Below are 24,645 nucleotides of genomic sequence, written 5' to 3'. Positions count from 1 at the left end.
AACGCCCTGCATGGACTATTTCCTCACCTCCGTGGCCGACGTGGCGGCCGAGCTGGCTACCTCGCCGGCCGGCCTCGCCGCGGCCACGGCCGGGCAGCGACTGGCCAAGCACGGCCCCAACCAGCTGGCCGATTCGCACCAGAAAACCGTCTGGCAGCTGGTGCTGCACCAGCTCTCCGACGTGATGATACTGGTACTGCTGGCCGCCGCTGGGGTGTCGGTGCTCATTGGCGAGGCCAAGTCGGCCTACGTCATCCTGGCCATCGTGGTGCTGAACGCCGTGGTTGGCTTCGTGCAGGAGTTTCGGGCCGACAAGGCGATGGAGGCCCTGCAAAAGATGGCTGCCAGCCACGCCCAGGTGCTGCGCGATGGCCACGCCCAGCAGGTGCCCACAACCGAGCTGGTGCCCGGCGATGTGGTGCTGCTCGAAGCCGGCAACGTGATTCCGGCCGATGTGCGCTTTCTCGAAACCCACGCCCTGAAGGTGGACGAGTCGTCGCTGACCGGCGAATCCAGCAACGTGGAGAAGACGGCGGCGGCGCTGCCCGCTGGCGAGTACCCGCTCGGCGACCGGCTCAACCTGGGCTACAAGGGCACCGCCGTCACCAACGGCCGGGCTGTAGCCTACGTGGTGGCGACCGGCATGCAGACCGAGCTGGGCAAGATTGCCGTCCTCATCCAAACGGCGGAAGTTGTCACGCCGCTGCAAAAGCGGCTGGGCACCCTCGGCAAGCGCCTGTCGGTGGCCGCGCTGGCGGTGGGGGCCCTGTTTTTTGGGCTCGGCTGCCTGCGGGGCGAGCCTTGGGAGAACCTGCTGCTGGTCGCCATCTCGCTGGCCATCGCGGCCTTGCCCGAGGCGCTGCCCGCGCTGGTCACCATCTCGCTGGCCCTGGGGGCGGGCCGGCTCATGAAAAGCCACGCCCTGATGCGCAAGCTGCCAGCCGTGGAAACCCTGGGGTCGGTCACCTACATCTGCACCGACAAGACGGGTACGCTTACCCTCAACCGGATGACGGTGGAGGAGCTCTACGAAGTGCCGGCGGTGAAGCTCGCCGGGCTGGGCGACCGCAACGCGCTTTTAACGGCCCTGGCCCTCAACACCGATGCCAGCCACGACCCGGCAAACCACTGGCTGGGCGACTCGACCGAGGTAGCGCTGGCCCGGTACGCGGAAGAAAAAGCCTACGCCCGCCCCGCCCTGGAGGCGCAGTTTCCGCGCCTGGCCGAGCTGCCTTTTGACTCGGAGCGCAAGTGCATGACGACCCTGCACCAGACCCCGCAGGGCGTGCTGGTGCTCACCAAGGGGGCGGCCGGCTCCTTGTATAAGCAACTCACTGACAGCCAGCAGGGCAGACTGGCCGACCTCACCCGGCGCGTGGATGCGCAGGCCGCGCAGGGCTACCGCGTGCTGGCCTACGGGGCCAAAATGCTGCCCGTGCTGCCCCCGGACCTTACCCCGGCCACCGTCGAAACCGACCTCACCTTCCTGGGCTTCGCCAGCCTCATCGACCCGCCCCGGGAGGAAGCCCGCCAGGCGGTGGCCGCGTGCAAGGCCGCCGGCATCATCCCCGTCATGATTACCGGCGACCACAAGCTCACGGCGAAAGCCATTGCCGAAAAGCTGGGCATCATTTCTTCCAAAGACGAGCTGGTGCTGACTGGCCCCGAGCTGACGGCGCTGGACGCGCCCGCCTTCGCGGCCATGGTGGAGCACGTGCGGGTGTACGCCCGCGTCGACCCCGCCCAGAAGCTGCGCATCATCAACGCGTTGCAGGCCCGGCACCAGTTCGTGGCCATGACCGGCGATGGGGTGAACGACGCGCCGGCCCTCAAAAACGCCGACATCGGCATTGCCATGGGCATCAACGGCACGGAGGTGGCCAAGGAGGCGGCGGCCATGATTCTGCTCGACGACGACTTTGCCACCATCGTGGAGGCGGTCAAGCACGGCCGCCGCATCTACGACAACATCCTCAAGTTCATCCGCTACCTCCTGGCGGGCAGCGTGGGCGAAATCACGACCCTTTTTTTTGCCCCGCTGCTGGGCTTGCCCGTTACGTTACTGGCCATTCACATTCTGTGGATTAACTTCATCACCGACGGGTTGCCGGGCCTCGCGCTGGCCTACGAGCCTTCGGAAAAGAACAGCATGCAGCGCCCGCCCGTGGACCCACGCCAGACCATTTTTGCCGATGGCTTGGGCTGGTTTATCATGGGGGCAGGGCTGCTGGTGGGGGGCCTTACCATTGCCATGCAGGCCTGGGCCATCCGCCAGGGCCTGCCCCATTGGCAGACGATGGCCTTCACGGTGCTCTGCCTCAGTCAGCTGGGGCTGGCGCTGGCCATCCGCTCGCGGCGCGAGTCCATTTTCAGCATCGGCCTGTTTTCTAACAAGCCCATGCTGTGGGCCGTGGCCCTCACGGTGGCGCTGCACCTGCTCATCATTTACGTGCCGTTCGGCAACCGCCTCTTCAGCACCCAGCGCCTCACGGTGTCCGAATTGGGCATCACCCTGGCCGTGTCCAGCGTGGTGTTCTGGGCGGTCGAGCTGCAAAAGCTCATCGCCCGGCGGCGCGGCGCGCCCACAGTGCTCCCCCTACCCGTGCCGGCCGCGCTGCCGTCGCCCACCGCCACCGTGCCGGTGCCGGCCTAACGCCTAGCTAGCCAAGCAGCACCAGGCTGTTGCGGCTGCTTTACCCTCCCCCCTTTTGATTATGCAACCTACCCTTGTTGTGCTCACCGATTTTTCGCCCGCCGGTGACCGGGCCTGTGCCTACGCCGCCACCTGCTGCTGGCCCCCTAGGCCGGTGCTGGCCATTGCTGCCTACCCCCTCCCCCTTTATGCTACTCGATACGAAGCTGCCGGCGCATTATATTTTCCGGGGCGTCTGGCCCGACGTGGTGCGGGTACTCCTGATTTCCAGCTTCTTCCATTTCCTCAAGCTGGCCCTAGGGGCCTACCTGCCGCCCGTGCCGCTGCAGCTGCCCACCATTTTGGGCAGCCTGATTTCGTTGTTGCTGGCCTTCAAAACCAACCAATCCTACGAGCGCTGGTGGGAGGCCCGCAAAATCTGGGGCGCCATCGTCAAAGACTCGCGCGCGCTGGTGCTCCAGGCCGCTGGCTTCGTGCCGGATGCGCTGCTGGCGGCCCCAGGCGCGCCACTGAGCGCGCTGGCCCACCGCCAGATAGCCTGGTGCTATTGCCTCGGCGAAACGCTGCGCGGCCTCGACTCCACTGCCACGCTAACCCGCTACCTGCCCGCAAGCGAAGTGCTTTATACCCAGCCGCACGCCAACAAGCCGCTCGCCTTGCTGGCGTTGCACACGGCCCAGCTCAAAAAACTGTACCAGCAAGGGGCCCTGAATGCCTTCCAGCAGGTGCAGCTGGATGCCACGCTGGGGCGGCTCGGCAACGCGCTGGGCCAGGCCGAGCGCCTCAAAAGCACGGTGTTTCCGGCCAGCTACCGGCGGCTGGTGCATTTCTTTATCTACCTGTTTTTGCTTACGCTTTCGCTGGGCCTGGTGCAAACCATCGGCCTGTGGGAGATTCCGGTGCTGTTGACCACGGCCTCGACGTTTTTCCTGCTGGAGCGCACCGCCCGCGAGCTGCAAGACCCCTTCCGCAACGCGCCCACCGATACGCCGGTTACGGCCCTGGCCCGCACCGTCGAAATCAACCTGCGCCAGCTACTGGGCGAGGCTGATGTGCCGGCCCCGCTCGTAGCGGAGGGGTTTTATTTGCTGTAGTTGGGCTGCTGTAGTCGGGCGCTTACGGCTACTGCCCTGGCCTACTGCGGGCGGACGCGGGGTATTTTGCGGCCGTTGGCCGTGAGCGTAACGGTGCGGCTGAAAGCGGTTTCGCAGGTGGCCATTTCGTAGGTGAGGCCCCCGGTGCGGGCGTTGGTCACCTCAATGGCGCGGCAGAAGGTGCGGGTGGGGTAGTACGTGGCCAGCACGTGCCGGACGGGGGCCGGTAACGCCCCGAGCGCCAGGTCCTGGCCCGTGGCTTCCACGTCGCCATTTATACTAAAGCGCACCAGCCGGCGGGCCGGCCCCTGCGTGTAGCTGGCCTGGTACCAGTCCTGGACGCGCCGCCACGTCACGTGCCGGGCCTGCGGGTACTGCTGTTGCAGGGCGACGTAGGCCAGTGGCGGCACCTCGGCATCGGGCATGGTCTGCGCGTGCACCGCCCGGCCCGGCAGCAGCAGCGCGCCAAGCAGCAAGGTTTTCAGGCCAACGCTCACCCGGCCAGGGGGGTTGGGGCGGGGCCACTGGGTCAAGGCCACGCTTATTTGATGGTCTCATTGGCCTGAACGCCGTGCCGGGCCGTAGCCAGCTGGCTTTCCTTAACTTTTAGCAGTTCCTCCTCGCGGTAGGCTTCCTGCGTGGTTTGGATGACGACTTTGCGCTGAAGCTCCACCGCCGCCTGCAGGCCCACGACGGTGGGGTCAGTAGCCACCGCGTTGTCTTCGAAGGTGGTGCAGGCGGTGGCCAGCGCCAGGAGCCCGGCCAGGGCATAGGGAGTGGTCTTCAGGAAGTAATGCATGGTGGCTAGGAAAAGCCAGGTGGGAGAACGGGGCCGAAAAGTGCCCGTATTTGCCCCTGGGTTGGCTGAGCCAAAAGTACCGGCCCCGCCCACCCCCAAACATGCAAAAGCTCATCCCCAAGGGATGAGCTTTGTCAACTAGCTAGGGCGATTACAGGCGCGTGCTGCTGCGCGTTGCTGCCGCACCATTACCAGTGCGCCCGCCGCAGCTTCTCGGGTTCCAGCACCCGGATGGTATTCGGGGTAAGCTCAATCAAGCCGCTGCTCTTGAACTCGTTGAGCGTGCGGCTCAGCGACTCGGGGGCGGTGCCTATCATGGCGGCCATGTCGTCGCGGGTGAGCTGGATGGTGGCCTCGGGCGTGCCGCCGGCCTGCCCATGCAGCTGCACCAGCGTGTCGGCCACGCGGCGGCGGATGGAGTTGTAGGCCAGGGCCAGCAGCTGCTCGGCCTGCCCGCTCACCTGGCCCGCTAGCAGCCGCACAAACTGCTGGCCCACGGCGGGGTTGCGCAGCAGCAGCTCCGTAAAGTCGTCCTTGGGAATGTACAGCAGCTCGGCTTCGTCCACGGCCACGGCCGAATCGCGGTGGGGCGTGTTTTCGAGCAGCGGCAGGTAGCCAAAAAAGTCGCCGGGGCCGTGCAGGCCCACCAGCAGCTCCTTGCCGCCGTCGGTGGTTTTGATGGTTTTCACCCGCCCGCTCTGCACAAAATACAGCCGCGTAGCCTCGTCGCCCTCCAGGTAAATATCCTGCTTCTTGCGAATCAGGTGCACTTTGCGGTCGAGCGAGAGGCTGGCTAAATCGCTTGTTTTTTGCGCGTCGTCCAAGAAGTGGTGCAGACCGTCGGGCGTGGCTTCGTAGGCCGGCTTGAGGTGCTGAAAGCGGCTGAGGCGGCCGCTCACGGCGCTGAGCAAATCGGCCTTTTCGAAGGGCTTGGTGAGGTAGTCATCGGCGCCCAGGGCCATGCCGCGGCGGCGGTCGGCCTGCTCGGTTTTAGCGGTGAGAAAGATGAAGGGCACCCCCGTGAGCTGCGGGTGCTGGTTGAAAATCTGGAGCACGCCGTAGCCGTCGAGCACGGGCATCATGATGTCGCAGATAACCAAGTCGGGCCGCGTGGCCAGGGCCAATTGCACGCCTAGTTCGCCGTTTTCGGCCGCTTGCACCGCGTAGCCGGCCAGTTCCAGCAGCTGGGCGGTGTTTTCCCGGATAATCTGGTGGTCTTCAATGAGCAGGATAGCGGGCATGGTGGCAGGGGGTTGGTAAGAAAATAAACCGTTCTAACGTGGGGGTGGGGCGCCCACGCCCGCGCAGCCCCGCCCCTAGTCGGGCGTAGTGAGCGGCAGCGTGATGGTGACGGTAGTGCCCTGGCCGGGGGTACTTTGCAGGTCGATGGTGCCGCCCATCAATTCCAAGTACTTGGCGATGATGTAGAGCCCCAGGCCCGTGCCCGGCTCGGTGATGACGCTGGGCGCCCGGAAAAACTGCTCGAACAAATGGGCCTGGTCTTCCTTGGAAATGCCGATGCCCCGGTCCTGCACGGTGATGGTCAGCTCGCGCGGCACGCAGCCCGCCCGCACGGTGATGACGGAATGCTTGCCCGAGTATTTGAGGGCGTTGGAGAGCAAGTTCATCAGGATTTTGCGCAGCAGCGAGGCGTCGAGGCGCACCGGCACGGGGCATTCGACCCGCCAGTCAATGGTCTGGCCGGTTTTGAGCAGGCCCTGCACGTCGGCCACGGTGTCGTGCACCAGGTCGTCGAGGTTGAGGTTGGCCGGACGCGCCTCGATTTTGCCTTCCTCGATGCGGCCCACCGATAGAAATTCCTCCAGAATGGTGTTGAGGTGCTGCACCGAGGTGCGAATGTGGTTCACGTACTTCAGGCGCTGGGGCTGCTGGTGCGCGCCGGGAAACTCCTCAATCAGGTCGGCCGAGGAGAGCATGGCCGTGAGCGGGGTGCGGAACTCGTGCGAGGCCATGCTCACGAAGCGCGACTTGAGCTCGCCCAGCTGCTGCTCGGCTTGCAGGGCCAGGGCCAGCTCGTCGCCGCGCTTTTCGAGTTGCTCCAGGGTCAGCAGCAGGGCGTTGGTGCGGTCCACTACCCGCTGCTCCAGCTCGGCGTTGAGGCGGGCCACGCGTTGGTGCTGGGTGCGCAGTTCCTGCTCGGCGGCCTGCTTGGCGCTCAGGTCCAGGATGTAGGCCACCACGTAGAGCTCCTCATCGAGGTAGAAATAACTCAGGCTGGCTTCCACCGGAAACACGGAGCCGTCGCGGCGCTGGCCAGCCAGCGGGCGGTTGTGGCCCATGTTGCGCACCTGCGGGTCGGCGTTGTAGGAGGCGCGCAGCTGGGCGTGGTGGCGGCCGGCGGCCTCGGGCACCAGCACTTCAATGGCCTGGCCCAGCAGCTCGGCCGGGGCATAACCAAAGAGCTGCCCGGCCTGCGCGTTGACGGACACCATGCCGCCCGGCTCGTCGCACACGATGATGCCCAAGGTGGCGTTGGCAAACACGGCCTCGAAGCGGCGCACGCTGTGCGCTAGCGCCCGCTCGGCCTGTTGCAGCCGGTTGTGCTCGGTGATATTGACCAGCAGCAACGGCCGGCCGGCCACCTCGCAGTAAGTTAGCTTCACGTAGGCCCGAAACGGCTCGCCCACGTGGCGGCGCACGTCGCCGGCGAGCTCGTGGTGCCCCTCGCGGCGGGTGAGGTCACAGAGGGCCTGCCACTGGGCGGGCGTCCAGGGCGGCACGCGCAGCGAGTGGTTGGGGTCGGTCAGAAAGGCTTCTTTGGAGGGGTAGGCCAGCAGGCGCACCCCGGCCGGGTTCACGTGCGTGAACCACCCCAGGCTCAGGTCGTAAATCCCGAGCATTTCGCCCGAATGGGTGTACAGTAAATCGGCCATTACGGCCGAGTAGGCAGCCGGGAGTAGGGGCATAGGAAGCAAGCGGGCCGCACGGAGGCCCCTGGGGACAGCAGGCACGCGCGGCCGTTAGCGACCGGGCTTGACAAACGTCAACCCGGTTCCCTGATATTCCTCATACGGGCTGGTGGGGGCGGCCGATAATTTTGCGGCTACTTATTCTGACTGGCCGTTGGCCCGCCCCCGTGCCCGCCTTTTTTGCTATCTCATGTTTTCTTCCACCATACTCCCGCTGCTGCCCGCTCATCCGGCCATGCTGCTCGTGATGTTACCCACCGTGGGCCCCGGGCTCCGGCAGGAAACGGCGCTGGCGCGCACGGCTACTAACTTGCTGTTGAAGGGCTTGCAGGCAGAGCTAGGCACCGCTATTCGGGTGCTGAAGGTGGATGAGACCAGTCACCCCGCCGTGGTGTACGCCTTCGATGGCCACGGGGTACCCGCCTTCGTGCTGCTGCGCGGCGGCGTCGAGCTGTATCGGCAGCAGGGCCTGCCCGAGGGCGCGCCCCTGGCGGCCCTGCTGCTGCGCAAGCTGCAAGAGACTACTCCTGGTGCTTCAACCTAAGCACCCGTAGGCGCTGGCCGACAGGCTTCTCGCGCGAATAATCACCACAAGCCGGTTGGTCGGGTACCAGCATGCCTGTCTCGTTCGGTTTCACAGGGCGAGATGGAATAGAAGCATGCGAAGCACTGCGCGCCTTCAGCGATACCACGCAACGGCCCTGGGTAGGGCAATTTGAGCACTACCAGGATGAGTACTACCAGGCCTTACTTATAGCAGAAAGAAACTACACTTACGCTAAGAACATACCAGATATAACATGTAGTTAATTATTAGGTAGATATCATTTTTACACAGTTCAACAAATCAACTGGTTATTTCCTTTTGAACTGTCTTTCTGAACCCGGTTTGCTGGACTAATTTGCTAAGCTAGCTGTAAGATTTACAGGGCCAATAAGTTACAGGTTGCTGACCCTAGCCACAAACTGCTTAGCAGGTGTTGTTAAAAAAATAAGGAGAAACCTCCGACACAGCTAAGAGAGGCCGCGGGTAAGAAGCAGGGGCTAGCCGGCAGCGGAAGCGGTAGTTTTAGGTTATGTTCCCGCCTCACCGCCCGCCACCCGTTCCCGTCCACCTGTTCCAGCCCGACGAAGCGACGGGCAACCGCTCGTTTACCCTGGTGCGCTTGCAAGGCGAGGTCGTGCCCGTGCCGTACATGCTGCTGCCGCACCGCAAGGACTATTACCTGCTGTTCTTTGTCCAGCACACCCGCGGCCGGCACTGGGTGGATATGACCCCGTACGAACACCAGGACAACACCCTCTACTTCACCAACCCCGCCCAGATTCTGGTCAACGAGGAGCTGGCCCCGGCCTGGGGGACCTACCTGGGCTTTACCCGCGAGTTTCTAGCGTTGCAGCCCAACGCGGCCTTGCGCGAGCTACCCATCATCCACAACCCCCACCACGGGCACGCACTGCGGCTAACGGCGACGGAGGCGGCCTTCGTGGAGCAGGTACTGGCGAACCTCGACGCGGAATACCACCGCGCCGGCGCGTGGCAGCACCCGCTGCTGAGCGCCCACCTGGCCGTGCTGCTCACCTACCTGAGCCGGCTGTATATGGAGCAGCTGCCGGGCCCCGACGCGTCGGCGGACCAGCGGGTGCTCCAAGCCTACCGGGCCCAAGTGGAAGAAGGCTTCCGCGACGCGCACGCGGTGGGCACCTACGCGGCGCGGCTCCAGCTCCCGGCAAAGTACCTGAGCGAGGTGGTGAAAGCGCAGAGCGGCAAGCCCGCCCTTAAACACCTGCACGAGCGCTTGGTGCTCGAAGCCCGCCGCCTGCTATTTTACACCGACCAGTCCCTGAAAGAAATTGCGTTCGAACTCGGTTTCTCGGAGGCCTCCTACTTCAGCCGTTTCTTCAAGCGCGAAACGGGCCTTACCCCGGCCGAGTACCGCACCCGCCGCCTGCCCCGTAAAATGTCCTAGCAATAGGGTAGAATGGGTACGAGCTCCGCTAAAGCCACCCGGTAATTTTGTGCCTGTTAAGTACTTAATCAACAGGCATCATGAAAACTGCACTCATCACCGGGGCGAACAAAGGCATTGGCTTCGAAACGGCCCGGCAACTCCTCCAGCACGGCTACCACGTGTACCTCGGCAGCCGCGATGCGCAGCGCGGCCAGCAGGCCGCTGACCACCTGCGGGCCGCCGGCTACCCCCACGTAACCCCGATTCAGCTGGATGTTGCGGACAGCGCCTCCATCGCCGCCGCCCGCGCCGCCGTCGGGCAACAAACGCCGGTGTTGGATGTGCTCGTCAACAACGCCGGCATCAGCGGGGGCTACCCGCAGCCGGCGCTGGACACGCCCCTCAGCACGTTTCGGGAAGTGTTCAACACCAACGTGTTTGGGCCCATCGAAGTGACGCACGCCTTTCGCGACCTGCTGCGGCAGTCGCCCGCGCCCCGCATTGTCAACGTGTCGTCGGGACTGGGCTCGCTGACGCTGCAAAACGACCCATCTTGGCGGTTTTACAGCGTGAAGGGGGGCATCTACCCGCCCTCCAAAACGGCTCTGAATGCCTACACCGTGGCGCTGGCCTACGAGCTGCGCGACACGCCTTTCAAAGTGAACCTGGTGTGCCCGGGATACGTGGACACGGATTTTACGGACCACCTCGGGGACAGTAGTGTCACCGGGGCCGCCACGCGCGTGACGAACGTCGCGCTGCTCGGACCGGACGGCCCCACCGGACAGTTTTTCGGCCAGGAAGCGGGGTCAGACCTAAATCCCTGGTAAAGAGGCGGCGTCCGGACTGTCCGTGCCAGACAAACCCTGCTGCGTAATCGGCCGAGTCGGGGGTTTCCTCCTGTTTGTTTAACAACATTCTTAGCGTAAGTTTATTCCCCGCCGTTATAAGATGGCCTACCAAGTCCAAGAGCGGTATGGCGGGCGTACCCCGGCCGTAGGCGAGGCAAGCATGGGAGGTGGGCCGTCGGCGCCAGTCCGGTGCCCACTTCCTGGTGCAGCTGCGTTATGAGCCGCGCCCGGCTTTCTGAGAATATCGTTGCCAGCGCTGGGGGGGCGCATTTTCCAGGCCGCCGGAGTGGTTGATGACTAAGGAGTTTGCTTTGGTAAGTGGGACCCGGCTTGCAGCACCTCGGCCAGGTGCTGGGTGGCCAGCGCCTGCTGCTGAGTCAGGTGGTCGAGCTTTTCGTGCATGACCCGCAGCTCCAACTCGGCTTTCAGGTTAATCATGTAGTCTTTTTTAGCCCGCTCGCGGTCTTTTTCCTCCTGGCGGTTCTGGCTCATCATAATCACCGGGGCCTGTAAAGCTGCCAGGCAGGATAATAGCAAATTGAGCAGAATAAACGGGTACGGGTCGAAGCTGGCGCGCCGCAACAGGGCCACATTCAAGAGTATCCAGCCGGTGATGATGCCGAAAAAAAGCAGGATGAACGTCCAGCTGCCGCCAAAGCTGGCGATGTGGTCGGCCCAGCGCTGGCCCAGGGTCAGGGGCGGCTCCAGCTCCTCGACTTTGTCGGTGAGCGTCCGGTGCTCGTGCACGTTGCTGAGCACAGTTCGCTCCAGTTCCGACAGTTCCCCGACTTCGCGCACCAGGTAATTTTCCAGGTAGCGGCGGCGGTACTCGTTGAGCTCCGTGGTGGCCAGTGAACTCGCCGCCCCAAACTGAGGAAAATCCTGTTGAATCAGCTCCAGAATAGGTTGGCGCACTAGGTCCCCGCCAATTCGCTCACTCGCCGGAAAAGACAGTTTGGAACAGTCGCTGATGAAGGTGGGCATTGCAGTGGCAAAAGAGGTTAGAAAGTAGCTGTTAGCAGGAAGCTCACCTGGGCTAGTGCCGCCGTGGCCCGTAAAGAGCCGCTGTTTAGGCACCTTAACCAAAGGTGATGCGAAGGCCATTTCCGGCCCCCGTACCAAGCTCACAACGACTCGGCCGGCAGCAGCAGCACCGGCACCGTGCAGTGGCGCAAAACTGCCGCCGTAACGCTGCGGTGAAACAGCCCGGCCAGAAAGCTGCGCGGCCGGGCAACGAGCACCAGTAAATCGGCCTGGGTATCGGTAATGGCTTGCAGCACGCCGGTGGCCGGGTTCAGGTGGGCTTCCTCGTACAGCTCCAGGGGAGCGGCGGCCGGCAGCAGGCCGCTGGCGCGCACGTTGGCCAGCGCCAGCTGGCCGGGGGCTTGGCCCCGCGCCTCCTCACCCTGGGCCTGCACGTGGGCCACGGTGTAGGCGGCCGACCAGGCCGCCAGCAGCGGGGCCAGCGCCCGGCTCGCGGCATTGGGGGGCGAAGGGCTCCCCATCGACGGCCACCAGCACGCGGCGCGGCGGACCCACGCAGGGCGCGCTGCGGGGCACCAGCAGCAGCGGCCGGTGGGTGGCGCGCAGCACGGGCAGGGCCTGCTCGACCAGCAAGTGGTCCAACAGGCCCTGCTCGGGGCTCAGGCCCAGGGCCAGCAGCAACGGCTGCTGCTGGCGCACGGCCTCGGCCACCCCGTCGCCCAGAAAGCCGACCGTTTCGAGTACTTCGGGCGGGCCGGGCAGGCGGCGGGCCAGGGCGCGCAGGTCCGCCAGGTTTTCGGCCTCGTTGCGCGCGTTCTGTTCAACCGCGACCGCGGCTAGCTCCGGCTCCAGCACCACGGGGTACACTTCGATGTGAAGCATGGCCAGGCGCGCGTGCAGCGGGGCCCCCAGCGCGGCGGCGTAGCGGGCCGTGGGCTCGGCGCCTGCGGCAGAGTTGGCGAGAATCAGGATGGAGTTCTTCATCAGTGATAAGCAAAAGAAAAGCCGTTGGAAAGGGGGCAGCCCAGGCCTAGCGCCCGCTCGCGGTGGTTACCAGTAGGTCGTTGTCCGCGTCGCGGGCTCCCAAGTTGTAGGCATCTGATGAGCCGGAATGCAGGAGCAAAAATCACTACCTGCCAGCAGCAAACTCTTGATTATAAACGACTACGCATCTGATATTTAGCAAGCCCGCCGGGTGGGCAGCGCCCCCCACGCCACGGGCCCGCCACCGGGTTGCAGCCGGCTAGGGTGGAGCTAGGGCTGCAACCCGGTGGCGGGCTCGGTGGGCAGGTAGCGGCGCAGGGCCTAGAGGGCGTTCAGCAGCTTCACAATTTGGCGCTTGCGCTTGCCGAGCTTGGCTTGCAGGCGGCTTACCAGTTCGTGGCCTTTGCCCTCCGCGTAATTCAGGTCCTCGTCGGTGAGCTGGCTGTATTGGTGTTGCAGCTTGCCCTTCAGCAGGTCCCAGTCGCCTTTCAGGCGCAGCCGCTGGTCGATGCGGTAGTTGCGGAAATGACGGCGGCGCGCCATACCTTTTTTGGAATACAACAGGGTGCCCAGCACTGCCCCGACGCCAGCGCCGGCCAGGGCGGTGAGCAGTACTTTGCCAGTGGTGTTTTTGGGAGTGTCGTAGGTCATAAGAAGCGGACTAAAAAAGTGGGTATTGACGCTGCCGGCCAAGGTTGGCGCGAGGCGTTTGGGGTTTAGCAAAGGTTGCGTTGCCACCCCCCGCGCCGCTTTGACTTTCTGCAGACCAACGGATGACGTTTGTCAAGCCTGGTGAAATACGTTTTGGCCGTGGGGTAACTACTGGCGCTGGTGGCCACGTCGAGGCAGCCGATGTATGCAGGCGTGTGCTTTTGCCCGAGCCACTGGGCTACCTAATGGCCAGTAGCTGGCCCGGTGGCACGCGCAAGGCCGGTACCGCGCAAGGCCGGTCCCATTACGTCGCCCATCCGCCCGGCCGGGGCTGGCGTTGGGGCCGGCGAAGTAGTGGGCAGCATGGGCGGAGTAGAAAACGGCGCAATTTGCTTTTGCTTACCTAGCGGCGAGCCACTACGCGCCCGAAAAGCTGCCGGCGCAACGCCTCATCCTGCCCATACACATCGGCATAAAAGCGGAGCTGGCCGGCCACGACCGCGCAGGTAGCGTAGCGTACGTGGAGCGGCACCGGCCGCTTCAGAAAGAAGTTGCGCGGCTGGGGGGCGGCTTCGCACTGGGCTTCGGTGGGCAGCGCGGCGCGGGCGGCATCGGGGCCGAGCAGGTAGGTGGCCAGGTGCATCGGGTTTTGCACTTGCAGGCAGCTGCGGCCCAGGGCGCGGTAGGGCCGCCCGAACCGTAGCGGGTCGGGCCCGTCGTTGAGGTACACGCCGTAGGGGTTGGCAAAGGGGAAAATGACGTTGCCCAGCAGGTTGCCGCAGCCGGGATTTTGGCGGAGGGTATAGGCGAAATTCTGCGCCGTCACGGCCGACCAGTCCACGTCCGTGCCGCGCAGCTCCCGGCCCCGCGCATCGAAGAGGCGGTAGTTGTTATTAGCCAGAAAATCCTGTTCGGAATGCGCCTGCGCGTTAGCCTGCAAATAGGGCAGCAGCTGCTCGGTGGCCACGCGGCGGGGCACCCGCCATTCCGGGGCGATGGTGAAGGAGGTGAGCCGGCTGCTAAGCGTGGGCGTGGGGTTGGCGGGCCGGCCGATAACCAGGCGATGCGTCTGGAGCACCCGGCCGCGCCGCACCACGGCCAGCTGGTAGGCGGGCAGGTTCACCAACACGTATTCGGCATCCGGAATGGCCGCCCAGCGCCAACGCTCCAGCGTGACGGCCAGCTGCTGCGCCCGCCGCTGCTTTAGCCCGGCTCCGGGGCCCGCCGGCTGCCGCCGCCACCGGGCCAACGCCCGTTGCAGCTGCTGGTACTCGCGCTGCGGGGGCTGGCACCGGAGCAGGGCCCCGGTAAAATCCGGGGCTGCCAAAGCCCGTGCCAGCCAGGCAGCGGGAGAAAAAGGCCCACCGGCCTTTTCCAGCGGCGAAGGCGTAAACGCGTGGAGCTGCCCCCGGCGCAGGTGCAGCGCAAACGCCAGCAGCCCATCCGTGAGCAGCACGTCGAACCGGGCTAGCTGCGCGGCGTGCCCGGCGGTCGCCTGAGGCTCGGCCAGCGAATCAGCCAGGGCTTGCAGCGCGGTAAAATGATAGTTATGAGGCTGTAACCCGAAGTCTTCGGCGCGGCCCAGCAGGGCCAGCGCCGTGCGGCCCCGCGGGGCTAGCCGGCTGGTGTCGCACCAAGCCGGGGCATAGGCCCGGCGGCGGTAGAAGGCCCGACTAGTTGCGCTTGGCCCGAGCGCCCTCCCCCCTCCCCTACCCGCCAGTGTATCGGGCAGCAGGGCACGGATACGGGCAGTTAGACCAGTGGGCCTGGCCTGGGCGGGGCCCTGCTGGTGGAAAGGCCGCGCCGCGGCTGGGCTAGCCGCCGCTAGCGTCAGCAAAGCAAAGATGAGCGAGGTAAGGAGCGGACGCATGGGTGGCAAGGAAAAGAAAGGAGTGTTTCGGCGCAGTGCAAGAGCTGCTCGCTCCGCAAGCGCTGGCCCTGGCGGCTCAAAAGCCACGCTGACCGCCACTAGCGCGCCCGGCCCACCTGCTTGAGCGAGTCGGCCGTGGCCCGGACCTGGTGCTTGGCCTGGCGGCGGAAGTAGCCGCGCAGCAGGAAGTTGTGTTGCAGGGCGGTCATGCTCTGGTTGAGTTTGGCGGTGCTTTGGGCCGCGTTGCCCAGGGTGCGGCGCAGCTGCCGGGCGGCCGTGGTATCGGTGAGCAGCGCCTGCACGGGGCCACCGCCGGATTGCACCTGGCGGCGCAAGCCGTTAAGCGTGGCGGCCAGGGTATCGGAAGTGCCGGCCAGCTGACCGGCCGCGTGCCCAAGCTGGCCGGCAAACACCTTATCCGTAAGCAGGTAGCCGAGCGGCCCCCGGCCCCGGCGCACGCCCTGGGTGAGCTGACGCACATCGGCGGCGGCCCCGCTAAGCCGGGCCGTGGCCGTGGCCGCATTGCGGGCGCTTTGGTGCACAGCGGCCGGTAGCTGCTCGTCGCTGAGGAGCTGCCAGAGGGCTTTGCTGCCGTTAAGCTTATCCGTGGCGGCGCGCAGGCCGGTGGTGATGCCCACCAGGTTTTTGTTGGACACGTCCAGGGTTGCCAGCATGGCGTCGAGGCTGGTTTGCTCGTGGGTAGGCAGCACGTCGCCGGCCACTACGGGCGGGGCGGGCGCGGGCTGGGCCGTGAGGTTAATGATGGTGTTGCCCACCAGGCCATCGGTGCCGATGGTGGCCACCGCGTTTTGGCGCACGAAGCCCTGAGCATCTTTGTCGAGGCGCATGGACACGCGCACAGTGCTGTCGTTCAAAAGATTGATTTCTTTCACGTTGCCTACCGTGATGCCGCCTAGGCGCACGCCGTTGCCGGTTAGTAGGCCCGACACGTTGCGAAAATCAGCCCGCACCACCAGGCTGTGGCCAAACAGGTTCTGCTGCTGGCCCATCAGGTACAGCAGCCCCAACAGAAACCCGATGCCCAGGAGCATAAACAGGCCGAGGCGTACCGCATTGCCGGTGGAGTTTTGGGGCATGGGAGTAGGTATTTAGGAGGTAGGAGGTAAAAATCAGCGGGGTGCCCCGTCATTCGCAGCTTTCAAAAAGGCTCCCTGCGTGGGATATTGTCGGGCCCCGGCCAGCCGGTTGCGGCTGGCGGACCGGCGCGGTTAAATAAAAAAATCGTGCACCTTCGGGTCCGCGTTCGCGCTCACCTCGGCATAGGTGCCTTGGGCGTAGCAGCGGCCCTCGGCGAGCAGGGCCACGCGGTCGGCAGTGAGGCGCACGCAGGCCAGGTCGTGGGAGATGATGACGGCCGAGGTGTTGTATTTGGCTTGTACCGCCCGGATGAGGTGGTCGATTTCGCGGGCCGTGATGGGGTCGAGGCCCGTGGTGGGCTCGTCGTAGAGGATGATGTCGGGCCGCAGGATGAGCGTGCGGGCCAGCGCGATGCGCTTGCGCATGCCGCCCGAGAGCGCGGCCGGCAGCAGCGCGGCCGTGTCGGCCAGGCCCACATCGGTGAGGGCCTGCCTTACCAGCTCGGCTTCCTGGGCGGGGGTGTGGGCGAGCCACTGCCGGCGCAGCGGAAACAGCAGATTCTCCCGCACCGTCATCGAGTCGTAGAGGGCGTTGCTCTGGAAAAGGAAGCCCAGCTTGGTGCGCAGCCGGTCGAGGCCGGCGTGGTCGAGGGCCCCCAGGTCCTGGCCCAGCACCGTGATGGTGCCCGCATCGGGCCGTTGCAAGCCGATGACGCACTTGATAAGCACCGACTTACCCGCCCCCGACTTGCCCATCACCACCACGTTTTCGCCCCGGTTCAGCGTCAGCGAGAAGTCTTGCAGCACGTGGTTTTCGCCGAAGGCCAGGCACACGCCTGCCACCGTGAGTACCGCCTCGGCGGGGGTGGCCGCCGCAGCAGCAGTGGCGAAAAGAGCGCGGGTAGGAAGCACGATTTTTAGTGGGAAATAAATGGTGGCCAGTTCTTGCTGGCAGAAGCTGGCCCTGGCGCGGGGCCCCCTTCAAATAAGCCCAAAGGCCGTGCTCACCAGCACGGCTACCAGGTCGAGTAGAAACACGGCCAGCGAGCCGGCCACCACGGCCGAGTTGGCGGCGCGGCCCACGCCGGCGGTGTCGTTGCTGGCGTAGTAGCCCTTGTAGCAGCTGATGAGGCCGATGGCGAAGCCAAAAAAGAAGGTTTTGACGACCGCCGGCAGCACCTGGCCGAAGGTGAGGCGGCCCACGATGTGATTAATGAAGAGCAGCAGGGTGGTGGAGCCCTGCATGTTGACCCCCACGAAGGCGGCAAACAGCCCGATGGCGTCGGAGAGCAGCGTGAGCACCGGCACCATGAGCGTGGCCGCCAGCACCCGCGTGACGACCAGGTACTTAAACGGGTTGGTGCCCGACACGTCCATGGCGTCAATCTGTTCGCTCACGCGCATCGAGCTGAGCTCGGCCCCGATGTTGGAGCCCACCTTGCCGGCCACCATCAGGCCCGTGATGATGGGGCTCAGCTCCTGGATGACGGTGAGGCCCACCATCACCGGAATCCACGACTCGGCCCCGAACTGCACCATGGTGGGCCGCAGCCGCAGCGTGAGCACCAGCCCCATAATGAAGCCCGTGATGCCCACCAGCGGCAGCGACTGGTACCCAATGACGTAGCACTGGTACAAAAACTCCTGCACCTCGTAGCGCGGCCGAACCCCCTCGCGGAAAAACCGCCCCGCAAACCGGGTGATGGTGCCGGCTTCGGCCAGAAAGGAGCTGAGAATCAAGGTGCGGGGAGTTGAAGGGGTAGCCGGTCTAGCAGAGTAGCCGGGGGCAAAGGACCGGTGCTCAGCCGGCAACGGGAATGCACAAAGTCAGGCCCCGGCCATGACTTTCGTCAAGCGCGCGCGGCCGGGGCGGGCGTACTCTTGTACCAGACTGGTTGCTAGCGTTATCGTCACGCAAAGCGCTGTCCCTGTCGGGCTTATCGGCGACTACGCGCCAATAAGCAATGCCGCCGTAAGTGCCATGAGAGCCGAAGCGAAGCTGCTGTGCATCAAGGTTCTCCACACGCTGGTGTGGGGGTTCTTCGTGGCCGTTATCGGCTACGTGCTCTACTGCGGCATCGCCAATCAAATAAGCTGGCATACCTGGGCCGCCAGCACGCTGGTGCTGGGCGAAGGCGCGGTGCTGCTGCTCTTCAGGCGCCACTGCCCGCTGACACTCCTGGCCCGCCGCTACTCCAGCTCGACCAAGGACAACTTCGACATCTTTCTTCCCAACGGGCTGGCCCGCCATAATCAGCTGATTTTCACCTCTATTTTCGCGCTGGGTCTGTTGCTGCTGGCCTATCGGCGACTGCACTAATAGTAGCAGGTTGAGACACCCCCACCATGACCAAAAACCTTCTTCGGCTGCTAGCGCCGGGCACCCGTGACTACCGGCCACTGCCCTAACGCCTGCCGGAAGGGGCTGATGACTTACTGACTTTCAAGGATGGTTTCGAGTCAAATAAGCCTTTAGAAATCAGCTACGTCCTGCGGAGAAGCCAGCCCCCGCCACTCAACAAGCAGTAGCCTTTTCGCTGGCCATCTCCACTAAAAACTGCTTACTAAGTGCTTTATATTTCTTGGTTAAATACACGCTATTACCCTGCTAGGTGCGCAGAAGCATAGGGCTGCGGAGCATTAGCTATGCCGGGTGGGGCGGCTGTCGAGCGGGTGGCCCTGGCCGGTTTCGACTGCTCCCTGCGCCACGAAGGCTTCGAGCAAGGCCAGCAGTTGGGGGCGCGGGTAGGGCCGGTGGGCCAGGCCGAGGCCGTCGGCTGGCACTTCGCCCAGCAGGGCGCGCAGGTCGTCGGGATGCGCCATGCGGCAGCCCATCGTCCAGCCGGCAAAGCTGCGCTGGGCCGCAAAACCCTCGCCGAGCACCTGGCAGTGAAAGTGCCGGGTATCGGAAAGAATGACGTGGTAGTAGAGGTGGCGCACGGCCGTTTGGGGGCCTTCGAGCACCTGCAAAAACCGCCCGTTGGCCGTGTGCACCAGCACGCCCGAAATGCCGTGGGCCTGGTTATGCGCCCGGCCCCGGTGCAGCAGGGCCGCTAGCTCGAGGGCCCCGAACTCACCCAGCGCCTGGCTCTGATAAATGAGGTGATAAAGGTCCAAAAAATGCAGCGGTAGGAAGGGTGAGAGAAGACGAGCCGCCGGCCTTACAGCTCGTGCGGCGCGGGCTGGCCCAGCGCCCAGGCATCGAGGCTGGCCACCACGGCGGTGGCGATGTTGGTGAGCGCCTCCTGGGTGAGGTAGCCCTGGTGCCCGGTCACGAGCACGTTGGGGTAGGTAAGTAGTTGGGCAAAGGCCGCGTCGCGCAGCGGGTCGCGGGTGTGGTTGGCGAAAAAGAGCCCTTTTTCGGCCTCGTACACGTCGAGGCCCAGGTAGCCGAGCCGGCCGCTGGCCAGGGCGCGCAGGGCGGCGGCCGTGTCGAGCACGCCCCCGCGGCCGGTGTTGATGAGCATCGCGCCCGGCTTCAGACGGGCGAGCACCTCGTCGTCGAGCAGGTGCCGGGTCTGGGCCGTGAGGGGCGTGTGCACGCTGAGGATGTCGGCCTGCGCGCAGAGGGCGGGCAGGGGCACGTATTCCAGGCCGTAGCGCTGGGTAAGCTCCGCGTTGGGCAGCACGTCCACGCCCAGCAGCCGGCAGCCAAAGCCGTGCAGGATGCGCGCCACCACGGCCCCGATGTGCCCGACCCCCAGGATGCCCACCGTCTTGCCGTAGAGCTCGAAGCCGATAAGTTTGTCGAGGCAAAAGTCGTTGGCGCGCAGCTGCTCGTTGGCCTGGCGCAGGTGGCGGGCCAGGGCCAGCATCAGGGCCACGGCGTGCTCGGCAATGGCGTGGGGCGAGTAGTCGGGCACGTTGGCCACGCCCAGGCCCAGCCGGTGGGCGGCCAGCAGGTCCACGTTGTCGTAGCCGGCCGAGCGCACGGCCACGTGGCGCACGCCGTGGGCCCAGAGCTGCGCCAGCAGCGGAGCCGACCCGTCGTCGGGAGCAAAGACGCTGATGGCCTGCGAGCCCTGCGCCAGCGGCACCGTTTCGGGGGTAAGGGCCGCGTCATAAAAGTGCAGCTGGTGGCGCCCGGCGTTGGCTTGCTTCAAAAAGGGGCGCTCGAAGGCCAGGGTACTAAAGATGGTAACGTCCATAAGAGGGGAAAGCAGCGGGGAAAAACAAAATTGCCGAGTGGGTGCAGCCGGCCTAGCGGTGCATGGTTTTCAAGGCGTTGTAGAGCACCTTAAAGTCGTGCTGGCCCTTGTAGAGGGCCGGGGGCTCCTTGTCCAGCTTCAGCAGCTGGTACACCGCCAGCTGGGCCGAGCGCACGGAGTACTCCACCGTGAACACCACGTCGTCGGGCATTTCGGTAAACTGGCCCAGAAAGGCGCAGTTGGTCGAGCCCGCCGGTACTACCTGCGGCCGGTCGCCGGGGGCGCGGGTCAGAAACTGGCTGGTGATGTAGGGCAGCAGCGCCGGAATGCAGTTGGCTTCGGCCAGCACCGCGGGCAGGTGCTCGGCCATGTTCAACTGACTCAGCAGCTCGGTCAGGATTTCGGCGCCCGAGCAGTCGCTCATCTGCTTCGGCACGTAGTCCCCTACCCTGTCCGGGAACAGCCCGTAGCCCCAAAACACCGTCACGCCGGCGGGCTGGTTGAGGAAGTGCGGCTGATAGGCCAGCACGATGGACAGCAGCCAGCTGGAATCCTTGAGCGTGACCAGCGCCCCGGTGCCGGCCTTGTTGCCCGAAAACTGTTCCATCAAGTCGAAGAACAGCGTGCCGTGGCTGGTCACCGTAAAGGACTCCCAAGTCGACTCGCCCAGGCGGGCATCGAAGACGCAGGGCCGGCCGAAGTCGGAGTACTTCTTGGCCACCGTTTCCCACAGGGCCCAGGCCCCGCCGCCGGGGGTGGCGGGGCGCACGGGCGCGGTCGTCATGGTGCCCAGCGCGGAGCTGGCCGTCATCGAGCCGTTGGTCACCAGCACCAGGTCGTGCGGCTGCACGACCTGCGTTTGGGAGGCCCCATCGCGGGTGTGGTGCAGGCGCTCCACGGTTTTGGTGGCGGCGTGGGGCGCAAAGTCCAGGTCCGTAACCAGGCTGCCCAGCCGGAACTCCACGCCCTGCGCTTGCAGCCAGGCGGTGAGGGGCAGCACGATGGAGTCGAACTGGTTATAAGGCGTGCGGTCGACGCCGGCCAGCGTGTCGATGCGCGGAAACTCGTGCAGAAAGCGCAGCAGGTAGCGCTTAAACTCCACCAGGCTGTGCCAGGGCTGGAAGGCAAACATGGTGGCCCACATAAACCAGAAGTTGGTTTCGAAAAAGCGGGGCTTAAACCACTCGTCCACGCGCTTGGTGCCGAGCGTTGCTTCGGGCACGACCAGCAGTTCCACGAGGTCCAGCCGGTCGGGCTCGGTGAAGCCCAAGTCGGTCACATCCACGACGTGGCCGTTGCGGTCCACGACTCGGGCCAGGGCGTGGGTCTTAATCTGCTGATTGAAGGCGATGATGTCGTCGTGCACGGACCGGCCCGCGTGCTCCAGCGACGGAATGGAGGCCAGCAAATCGTAGGTGCAGCGGTAGGTAAAGTTCAGCATCCGGCCCCCACGCAGCACGTAGCCCTGGTCGGCCCGGCCAGCCCCGTCGAGGCTGCCGCCGAGCATGTCGGACGCTTCCAGAATGTGAATATGAGCGCCCGGCAGCTGGCCGTCGCGGATGAGAAAGGCCGCGGCCGCGAGCGAGGCAATGCCGCCCCCGACAAGGTACGCGTGGCCAGGAATAGGCAGGGAGGAGGCAAGCATAAAAGCCGGGGACCAGTGGATGAGCTGAGTTCACCGCAAGGTTCCGGCAATGGCCTAGCCTATTTCATGACGGAAGTCAAGCGGCTGACTTGACTTTTTACAGGCGTAAAGCCGGGTAGTCAGTAGGGCCTTTCTGCTCCTGGTCCACCTGTAGGTATTGTTAAACAACTAGGGCAAAACCTTCGACTCATCGGCATCATTATACGATTTCAGAGATTAATGGTGTTATGTACAGCATGTTACCTAAAACGCGAGCAAAACGACAGTGTAAACGTTCGTTTTCATTATTTCCTTTTGATTGAGTTAAGGAGCGTTTAAGACTATCTGTTTTTGATGCTCTTACGCTGCTTATGTACCTTATCACGAATAACCACGCCTTGCGGCTACGGACTCGGAGGTTTCCCCCTATTTGTTAAACAACGCCTTACCTGCGCAACGGCCAGCTCACCCGCACCTAGCACCCGGCACCTGGGGCACGGGGCGTTTCAGCCCTACGTCGTGTTTGCCCTGCGCTAGCGTTGGCCCACCGGGGTCTGTGCCCGGGCGTGGAACCACGCAGCAACGTTTCGGGGAGGCGCTCCGAGACTGGTCCGTAACGAGGAAAAGAGCAGCAGGGCAGGGCGCAGCCTTAGTGTCGACCGCCAGGCTGCAGAGGTAGTTCAGGGCCCGGGCCTTGCCGGGCTTGACGGAGATGCGCGCGTCGGGGTCGGCGGGCGAGTAGTGGGTCTTGTTGCTCAGCAAGCGGGCTTGGTCGTGCCGCGCGCCCAGCGCGCCGGTCTGCGCGCCCTGCCGCCGGCGCTGGCCAGCTGGCGCAGCTGGTGGGCCGGGGCCGTCAGCACCGAGCCCGCGGCGGGCGTCTGCACGCGGCCGCTTAGGTGGGGACCGGTCGGCCCAGCGGCCTGTTTTTCGCGCACGGCTTCCAGCGACGCGTTGGCCTTGACCGGGGCCGAGTCGACGGCCTGCGTGTCGCCGGCCACCAGGCCCCGGGCCACGCACTGGGCAAAGACGTGGTCGAACAGGCGCTCGAACACGGCGGCCGGGAAGAGCTGGCGGGTGCGGCTCACGGTCGAGTGCCACGGCAGCTCCTCGTCCACTTCGTAGCCGAGGAAAAGCAGGATGTCGAGCCGCAGGGCGCAGTGCGCGACCAAGCGGCGATCGCTGACCAAATTTTCCAGCCGGCCCACCAGCACCAGCTTGAAGAAGACCACCGGGTCCAACGAGGGCTGGCCCGTGTGGCTGTAGAGCGCCCGGGTCTCGTCGTAGAGAAACGACTAGTCGATCAACTCGGCCAGTCGCCGGTAAAGATTATGGGGCGGCACCCGTTCGGAGAGCCGAAAGCGGGTAACCTCTTTGTCGAGAAACAGCTTCTTGCCTTGCATCTTCCCGCTACGAATCTCGGGCCGAGCTGGCTACGACTTCTGCAACAGCCACGGTCTCAAGGTAAACGCGACAATATGGTTTAAGGAGCATTTATGCACCACCATCTTGGTGCTCATAGCTGACTATAGTCAAACAGGGCTTCCCAGACCGTCATCAGGACCGTGGCACGTCCTGCCCTATGCTCCAAACAGGTGCGCTGCTGAAGTACAATTGGATCCAGACGCGTAAGCCCGTGGCGCTCCACCACCTGCACAATGGCCTTGCCTTCCTCCGTGTCGAGTTGTTTAGCTGGGGTTTTCACTTCGGCGAAGGACCGATACAGCACGTAAAACGGACCCACCAGGGACAGCAGCAAATAATGCGCTTCCTGGCCCCGTACGGCGTAGGTAAAAGCGACTTCGTAATTCAGGTCGGTTGAGTCCTCCAGGACATAATCGCGGGCCAATGCATCTACGAGGGCTTGATAGGGCCGTCGGTTGTAGGCTCGGAGCGAAAACCCGTAATGGGGTTTCGTAGCCGAACCATAGGCGGCCACAATGGCCGCATTGACCACTTCCAAGGAATCTGGTTGCCTTGACAAATGGGAGACAGAAATGGGTATTCGGAGGGTGCGCCCTCTCAGTTCACGCAAAGGGTCGAAATCTTCCGCCAACCCTTCCCACGCGGCGGGGCGTACTAGCTTTGCTCCATGCGATTGTTTGAAACTGGGGACGGGCTGGAGAAGGTGCCGGGCGTGGTCTGGGTGCTGGCCATCGGCGTGGTGACGAGCGTGGTGGTCGCCGTGGGCGTGGCCATCGTGGCGGGCGGTTGCTGGCTGGCCGACTGGCTCGGCCGCGGGTGACCACGTCCAGTAGAAAGCTAGGTTTAGCCAAACGGTGGTTTAGATGAGGTACAACCCCCTTCTACGTGGTGCAAACGGCCAAGCATAGCTTGTAGATTACGGCCACGAACGACGCATTCAACCCTTAACGTGCGCGATCTGCCGCGTTCTAAGCGTGCTTAGGGGCGTTCAGCTGGCATTAATTAGCCGCTGGCTTTACGCCCCGCAAGCTCTGTAGAATCATAACCATCACGGCCAGTTGCACTAGGTACTGCACGACAAAAATGGCTGCGCTGGCAGGCGTGTCAAGCTTCGCGGTTACGCCTTTGAAATCCAGGAAAGTGAAGAGAACGGACAAGCCGGCGAAGGCAACATATGAAATCTTGGCCCACCGTTCGCCCTTTCGGATGGCGTAATACTGCACCAGTAGGAACGGAACCGCAATGGTAAGTGCCGCCGCTGTGGCAGGGGACGTTTTAAAGTCATTGGCAAAAACTCCGGTTTTGGTCCCGTAGCTTACCGCAACGCCCACCGCCAAGCTGGCGAAAAGCAGGTTTGACGCGACGACATCAAGTTTGGCTGGTGGGCGGGCATCCATGCGGGGCGTCGGGTTAAAAAAACAAAGCTACTCGGCAATGAATCAAGGGGGGTGTCGATCTGAAACCGCTGGCCGCCCAACGCTTGAAAGTGAGGTGGTCTAGCTAAGCCGCACAGAGTTGGGACGCAGTTTGAAAATGGGTTTCGAAGTGGTTGGGGGCGAGGTAGCCCAGGGCCGAATGCCGCCGTT

Annotated in this window: 25 protein-coding genes; 7 read left to right on the top strand and 18 right to left on the bottom strand. The window is 64.3% G+C overall.

Annotated elements, in window-relative coordinates; genetic code table 11:
- Positions 1–10 precede the first annotated feature (10 nt).
- Complete coding sequence (locus tag BEN49_RS17570; RefSeq protein ID WP_070745711.1) at positions 11–2,653, top strand: cation-translocating P-type ATPase; 2,643 nt, start codon at positions 11–13, stop codon at positions 2,651–2,653.
- A 188-nt stretch (positions 2,654–2,841) separates the two neighbouring features.
- A complete protein-coding gene (locus BEN49_RS17565) occupies positions 2,842–3,747 on the top strand; it encodes a bestrophin family protein (RefSeq protein ID WP_070745710.1) in 906 nt (301 codons plus the stop codon).
- A 41-nt stretch (positions 3,748–3,788) separates the two neighbouring features.
- On the opposite strand, the gene BEN49_RS17560 is transcribed toward BEN49_RS17565, so the two are convergent.
- The 4 genes from BEN49_RS17560 to BEN49_RS17545 all read right to left on the bottom strand — a co-directional run bounded on the left by BEN49_RS17560 (position 3,789) and on the right by BEN49_RS17545 (position 7,473).
- On the bottom strand, positions 3,789–4,280 hold the full coding sequence (locus BEN49_RS17560) for a hypothetical protein (protein WP_125916984.1): 492 nt from the start codon (positions 4,278–4,280) through the stop codon (positions 3,789–3,791).
- Positions 4,281–4,288: 8 nt separating this feature from the next.
- Positions 4,289–4,546, bottom strand: coding sequence for a hypothetical protein (locus BEN49_RS17555; RefSeq protein WP_070745706.1), 258 nt, complete (start codon positions 4,544–4,546; stop codon positions 4,289–4,291).
- Between the two features lie 188 nt (positions 4,547–4,734).
- Positions 4,735–5,787: a response regulator gene (locus tag BEN49_RS17550; protein WP_070745704.1), complete on the bottom strand. Its 1,053-nt coding sequence runs from the start codon at positions 5,785–5,787 to the stop codon at positions 4,735–4,737.
- A gap of 75 nt (positions 5,788–5,862) precedes the next feature.
- Entirely contained in the window at positions 5,863–7,473 is a 1,611-nt protein-coding gene (locus BEN49_RS17545; protein ID WP_070745702.1) for a sensor histidine kinase, read from the bottom strand.
- 193 nt (positions 7,474–7,666) lie between these two features.
- Here BEN49_RS17545 and BEN49_RS17540 point away from each other — a divergent pair, with 193 nt between their 5' ends.
- The 3 genes from BEN49_RS17540 to BEN49_RS17530 all read left to right on the top strand — a co-directional run bounded on the left by BEN49_RS17540 (position 7,667) and on the right by BEN49_RS17530 (position 10,258).
- A complete protein-coding gene (locus BEN49_RS17540) occupies positions 7,667–8,020 on the top strand; it encodes a YbbN family protein (RefSeq protein WP_070745700.1) in 354 nt (117 codons plus the stop codon).
- A gap of 532 nt (positions 8,021–8,552) precedes the next feature.
- A complete protein-coding gene (locus BEN49_RS17535; protein WP_070745698.1) occupies positions 8,553–9,446 on the top strand; it encodes an AraC family transcriptional regulator in 894 nt (297 codons plus the stop codon).
- 80 nt (positions 9,447–9,526) lie between these two features.
- Positions 9,527–10,258, top strand: coding sequence for an SDR family NAD(P)-dependent oxidoreductase (locus tag BEN49_RS17530; RefSeq protein WP_070745696.1), 732 nt, complete (start codon positions 9,527–9,529; stop codon positions 10,256–10,258).
- A gap of 318 nt (positions 10,259–10,576) precedes the next feature.
- On the opposite strand, the gene BEN49_RS17525 is transcribed toward BEN49_RS17530, so the two are convergent.
- The 8 genes from BEN49_RS17525 to BEN49_RS17490 all read right to left on the bottom strand — a co-directional run bounded on the left by BEN49_RS17525 (position 10,577) and on the right by BEN49_RS17490 (position 17,605).
- The gene (locus BEN49_RS17525; RefSeq protein ID WP_070745694.1) at positions 10,577–11,263 is read right to left on the bottom strand and encodes a DUF1003 domain-containing protein; all 687 of its coding nucleotides are present in this window, start codon (positions 11,261–11,263) and stop codon (positions 10,577–10,579) included.
- A 140-nt stretch (positions 11,264–11,403) separates the two neighbouring features.
- Positions 11,404–11,784 carry a universal stress protein gene (locus BEN49_RS17520; RefSeq protein WP_083326211.1) on the bottom strand — a complete coding sequence of 127 codons (381 nt, stop codon included), beginning with the start codon at positions 11,782–11,784 and terminating at the stop codon, positions 11,404–11,406.
- Positions 11,681–12,247 carry a universal stress protein gene (locus BEN49_RS17515; protein ID WP_070745690.1) on the bottom strand — a complete coding sequence of 189 codons (567 nt, stop codon included), beginning with the start codon at positions 12,245–12,247 and terminating at the stop codon, positions 11,681–11,683. The genes BEN49_RS17520 and BEN49_RS17515 overlap by 104 nt, the downstream gene beginning before the upstream one ends.
- A gap of 321 nt (positions 12,248–12,568) precedes the next feature.
- The gene (locus BEN49_RS17510; RefSeq protein ID WP_204376151.1) at positions 12,569–12,898 is read right to left on the bottom strand and encodes a CsbD family protein; all 330 of its coding nucleotides are present in this window, start codon (positions 12,896–12,898) and stop codon (positions 12,569–12,571) included.
- A gap of 403 nt (positions 12,899–13,301) precedes the next feature.
- A complete protein-coding gene (locus BEN49_RS17505) occupies positions 13,302–14,768 on the bottom strand; it encodes a L,D-transpeptidase scaffold domain-containing protein (RefSeq protein ID WP_083326210.1) in 1,467 nt (488 codons plus the stop codon).
- Between the two features lie 98 nt (positions 14,769–14,866).
- Positions 14,867–15,865, bottom strand: coding sequence for an MlaD family protein (locus tag BEN49_RS17500; RefSeq protein WP_070745685.1), 999 nt, complete (start codon positions 15,863–15,865; stop codon positions 14,867–14,869).
- A 132-nt stretch (positions 15,866–15,997) separates the two neighbouring features.
- On the bottom strand, positions 15,998–16,777 hold the full coding sequence (locus BEN49_RS17495; RefSeq protein WP_070745683.1) for an ABC transporter ATP-binding protein: 780 nt from the start codon (positions 16,775–16,777) through the stop codon (positions 15,998–16,000).
- Between the two features lie 69 nt (positions 16,778–16,846).
- Entirely contained in the window at positions 16,847–17,605 is a 759-nt protein-coding gene (locus BEN49_RS17490) for an MlaE family ABC transporter permease (RefSeq protein WP_070745681.1), read from the bottom strand.
- A 241-nt stretch (positions 17,606–17,846) separates the two neighbouring features.
- Here BEN49_RS17490 and BEN49_RS17485 point away from each other — a divergent pair, with 241 nt between their 5' ends.
- Positions 17,847–18,185 carry a hypothetical protein gene (locus BEN49_RS17485; RefSeq protein ID WP_070745680.1) on the top strand — a complete coding sequence of 113 codons (339 nt, stop codon included), beginning with the start codon at positions 17,847–17,849 and terminating at the stop codon, positions 18,183–18,185.
- Positions 18,186–18,505: 320 nt separating this feature from the next.
- On the opposite strand, the gene BEN49_RS17480 is transcribed toward BEN49_RS17485, so the two are convergent.
- The 5 genes from BEN49_RS17480 to BEN49_RS17460 all read right to left on the bottom strand — a co-directional run bounded on the left by BEN49_RS17480 (position 18,506) and on the right by BEN49_RS17460 (position 23,597).
- Entirely contained in the window at positions 18,506–18,982 is a 477-nt protein-coding gene (locus tag BEN49_RS17480) for a BLUF domain-containing protein (protein ID WP_070745678.1), read from the bottom strand.
- 44 nt (positions 18,983–19,026) lie between these two features.
- A complete protein-coding gene (locus BEN49_RS17475; protein WP_070745677.1) occupies positions 19,027–20,013 on the bottom strand; it encodes a 2-hydroxyacid dehydrogenase in 987 nt (328 codons plus the stop codon).
- Between the two features lie 52 nt (positions 20,014–20,065).
- On the bottom strand, positions 20,066–21,658 hold the full coding sequence (locus tag BEN49_RS17470; protein WP_070745675.1) for an oleate hydratase: 1,593 nt from the start codon (positions 21,656–21,658) through the stop codon (positions 20,066–20,068).
- Between the two features lie 734 nt (positions 21,659–22,392).
- Complete coding sequence (locus tag BEN49_RS17465) at positions 22,393–22,866, bottom strand: transposase (protein ID WP_070745673.1); 474 nt, start codon at positions 22,864–22,866, stop codon at positions 22,393–22,395.
- Positions 22,867–23,150: 284 nt separating this feature from the next.
- Positions 23,151–23,597 (bottom strand): hypothetical protein, encoded by a 447-nt coding sequence (locus tag BEN49_RS17460; RefSeq protein WP_070745671.1) that lies wholly within the window; start codon positions 23,595–23,597, stop codon positions 23,151–23,153.
- Positions 23,598–23,726: 129 nt separating this feature from the next.
- On the opposite strand from BEN49_RS17460, the gene BEN49_RS28260 reads away from it, so the two are divergent.
- The gene (locus BEN49_RS28260; RefSeq protein WP_158022992.1) at positions 23,727–23,879 is read left to right on the top strand and encodes a hypothetical protein; all 153 of its coding nucleotides are present in this window, start codon (positions 23,727–23,729) and stop codon (positions 23,877–23,879) included.
- Between the two features lie 178 nt (positions 23,880–24,057).
- Here the strand turns inward: BEN49_RS28260 and BEN49_RS17455 are convergent, their stop codons facing one another.
- On the bottom strand, positions 24,058–24,456 hold the full coding sequence (locus BEN49_RS17455) for a hypothetical protein (protein ID WP_070745669.1): 399 nt from the start codon (positions 24,454–24,456) through the stop codon (positions 24,058–24,060).
- Between the last annotated feature and the right edge of the window lie 189 nt (positions 24,457–24,645).

It is taken from the genome of Hymenobacter coccineus, assembly GCF_001816125.1.
In the GTDB taxonomy this organism is placed as follows: domain Bacteria; phylum Bacteroidota; class Bacteroidia; order Cytophagales; family Hymenobacteraceae; genus Hymenobacter; species Hymenobacter coccineus.
The sequence above is the reverse complement of the archived record's forward strand: the minus strand, read 5'-3'. Positions and strand labels throughout refer to the sequence as shown.

Excerpts from the sequence above, each read along its gene's own strand:
- BEN49_RS28260 (WP_158022992.1), top strand. The coding sequence starts at position 23,727 with ATGCGATTGTTTGAAACTGGGGACGGGCTGGAGAAGGTGCCGGGCGTG.
- BEN49_RS17545 (WP_070745702.1), bottom strand. The coding sequence starts at position 7,473 with ATGCCCCTACTCCCGGCTGCCTACTCGGCCGTAATGGCCGATTTACTG.
- BEN49_RS17565 (WP_070745710.1), top strand. The coding sequence starts at position 2,842 with ATGCTACTCGATACGAAGCTGCCGGCGCATTATATTTTCCGGGGCGTC.
- BEN49_RS17520 (WP_083326211.1), bottom strand. The coding sequence starts at position 11,784 with ATGGGGAGCCCTTCGCCCCCCAATGCCGCGAGCCGGGCGCTGGCCCCG.
- BEN49_RS17475 (WP_070745677.1), bottom strand. The coding sequence starts at position 20,013 with ATGGACGTTACCATCTTTAGTACCCTGGCCTTCGAGCGCCCCTTTTTG.
- BEN49_RS17510 (WP_204376151.1), bottom strand. The coding sequence starts at position 12,898 with ATGACCTACGACACTCCCAAAAACACCACTGGCAAAGTACTGCTCACC.
- BEN49_RS17535 (WP_070745698.1), top strand. The coding sequence starts at position 8,553 with ATGTTCCCGCCTCACCGCCCGCCACCCGTTCCCGTCCACCTGTTCCAG.
- BEN49_RS17550 (WP_070745704.1), bottom strand. The coding sequence starts at position 5,787 with ATGCCCGCTATCCTGCTCATTGAAGACCACCAGATTATCCGGGAAAAC.
- BEN49_RS17515 (WP_070745690.1), bottom strand. The coding sequence starts at position 12,247 with ATGAAGAACTCCATCCTGATTCTCGCCAACTCTGCCGCAGGCGCCGAG.
- BEN49_RS17555 (WP_070745706.1), bottom strand. The coding sequence starts at position 4,546 with ATGCATTACTTCCTGAAGACCACTCCCTATGCCCTGGCCGGGCTCCTG.
- BEN49_RS17525 (WP_070745694.1), bottom strand. The coding sequence starts at position 11,263 with ATGCCCACCTTCATCAGCGACTGTTCCAAACTGTCTTTTCCGGCGAGT.
- BEN49_RS17540 (WP_070745700.1), top strand. The coding sequence starts at position 7,667 with ATGTTTTCTTCCACCATACTCCCGCTGCTGCCCGCTCATCCGGCCATG.
- BEN49_RS17455 (WP_070745669.1), bottom strand. The coding sequence starts at position 24,456 with ATGGATGCCCGCCCACCAGCCAAACTTGATGTCGTCGCGTCAAACCTG.
- BEN49_RS17530 (WP_070745696.1), top strand. The coding sequence starts at position 9,527 with ATGAAAACTGCACTCATCACCGGGGCGAACAAAGGCATTGGCTTCGAA.
- BEN49_RS17570 (WP_070745711.1), top strand. The coding sequence starts at position 11 with ATGGACTATTTCCTCACCTCCGTGGCCGACGTGGCGGCCGAGCTGGCT.
- BEN49_RS17500 (WP_070745685.1), bottom strand. The coding sequence starts at position 15,865 with ATGCCCCAAAACTCCACCGGCAATGCGGTACGCCTCGGCCTGTTTATG.
- BEN49_RS17470 (WP_070745675.1), bottom strand. The coding sequence starts at position 21,658 with ATGCTTGCCTCCTCCCTGCCTATTCCTGGCCACGCGTACCTTGTCGGG.
- BEN49_RS17505 (WP_083326210.1), bottom strand. The coding sequence starts at position 14,768 with ATGCGTCCGCTCCTTACCTCGCTCATCTTTGCTTTGCTGACGCTAGCG.
- BEN49_RS17485 (WP_070745680.1), top strand. The coding sequence starts at position 17,847 with ATGAGAGCCGAAGCGAAGCTGCTGTGCATCAAGGTTCTCCACACGCTG.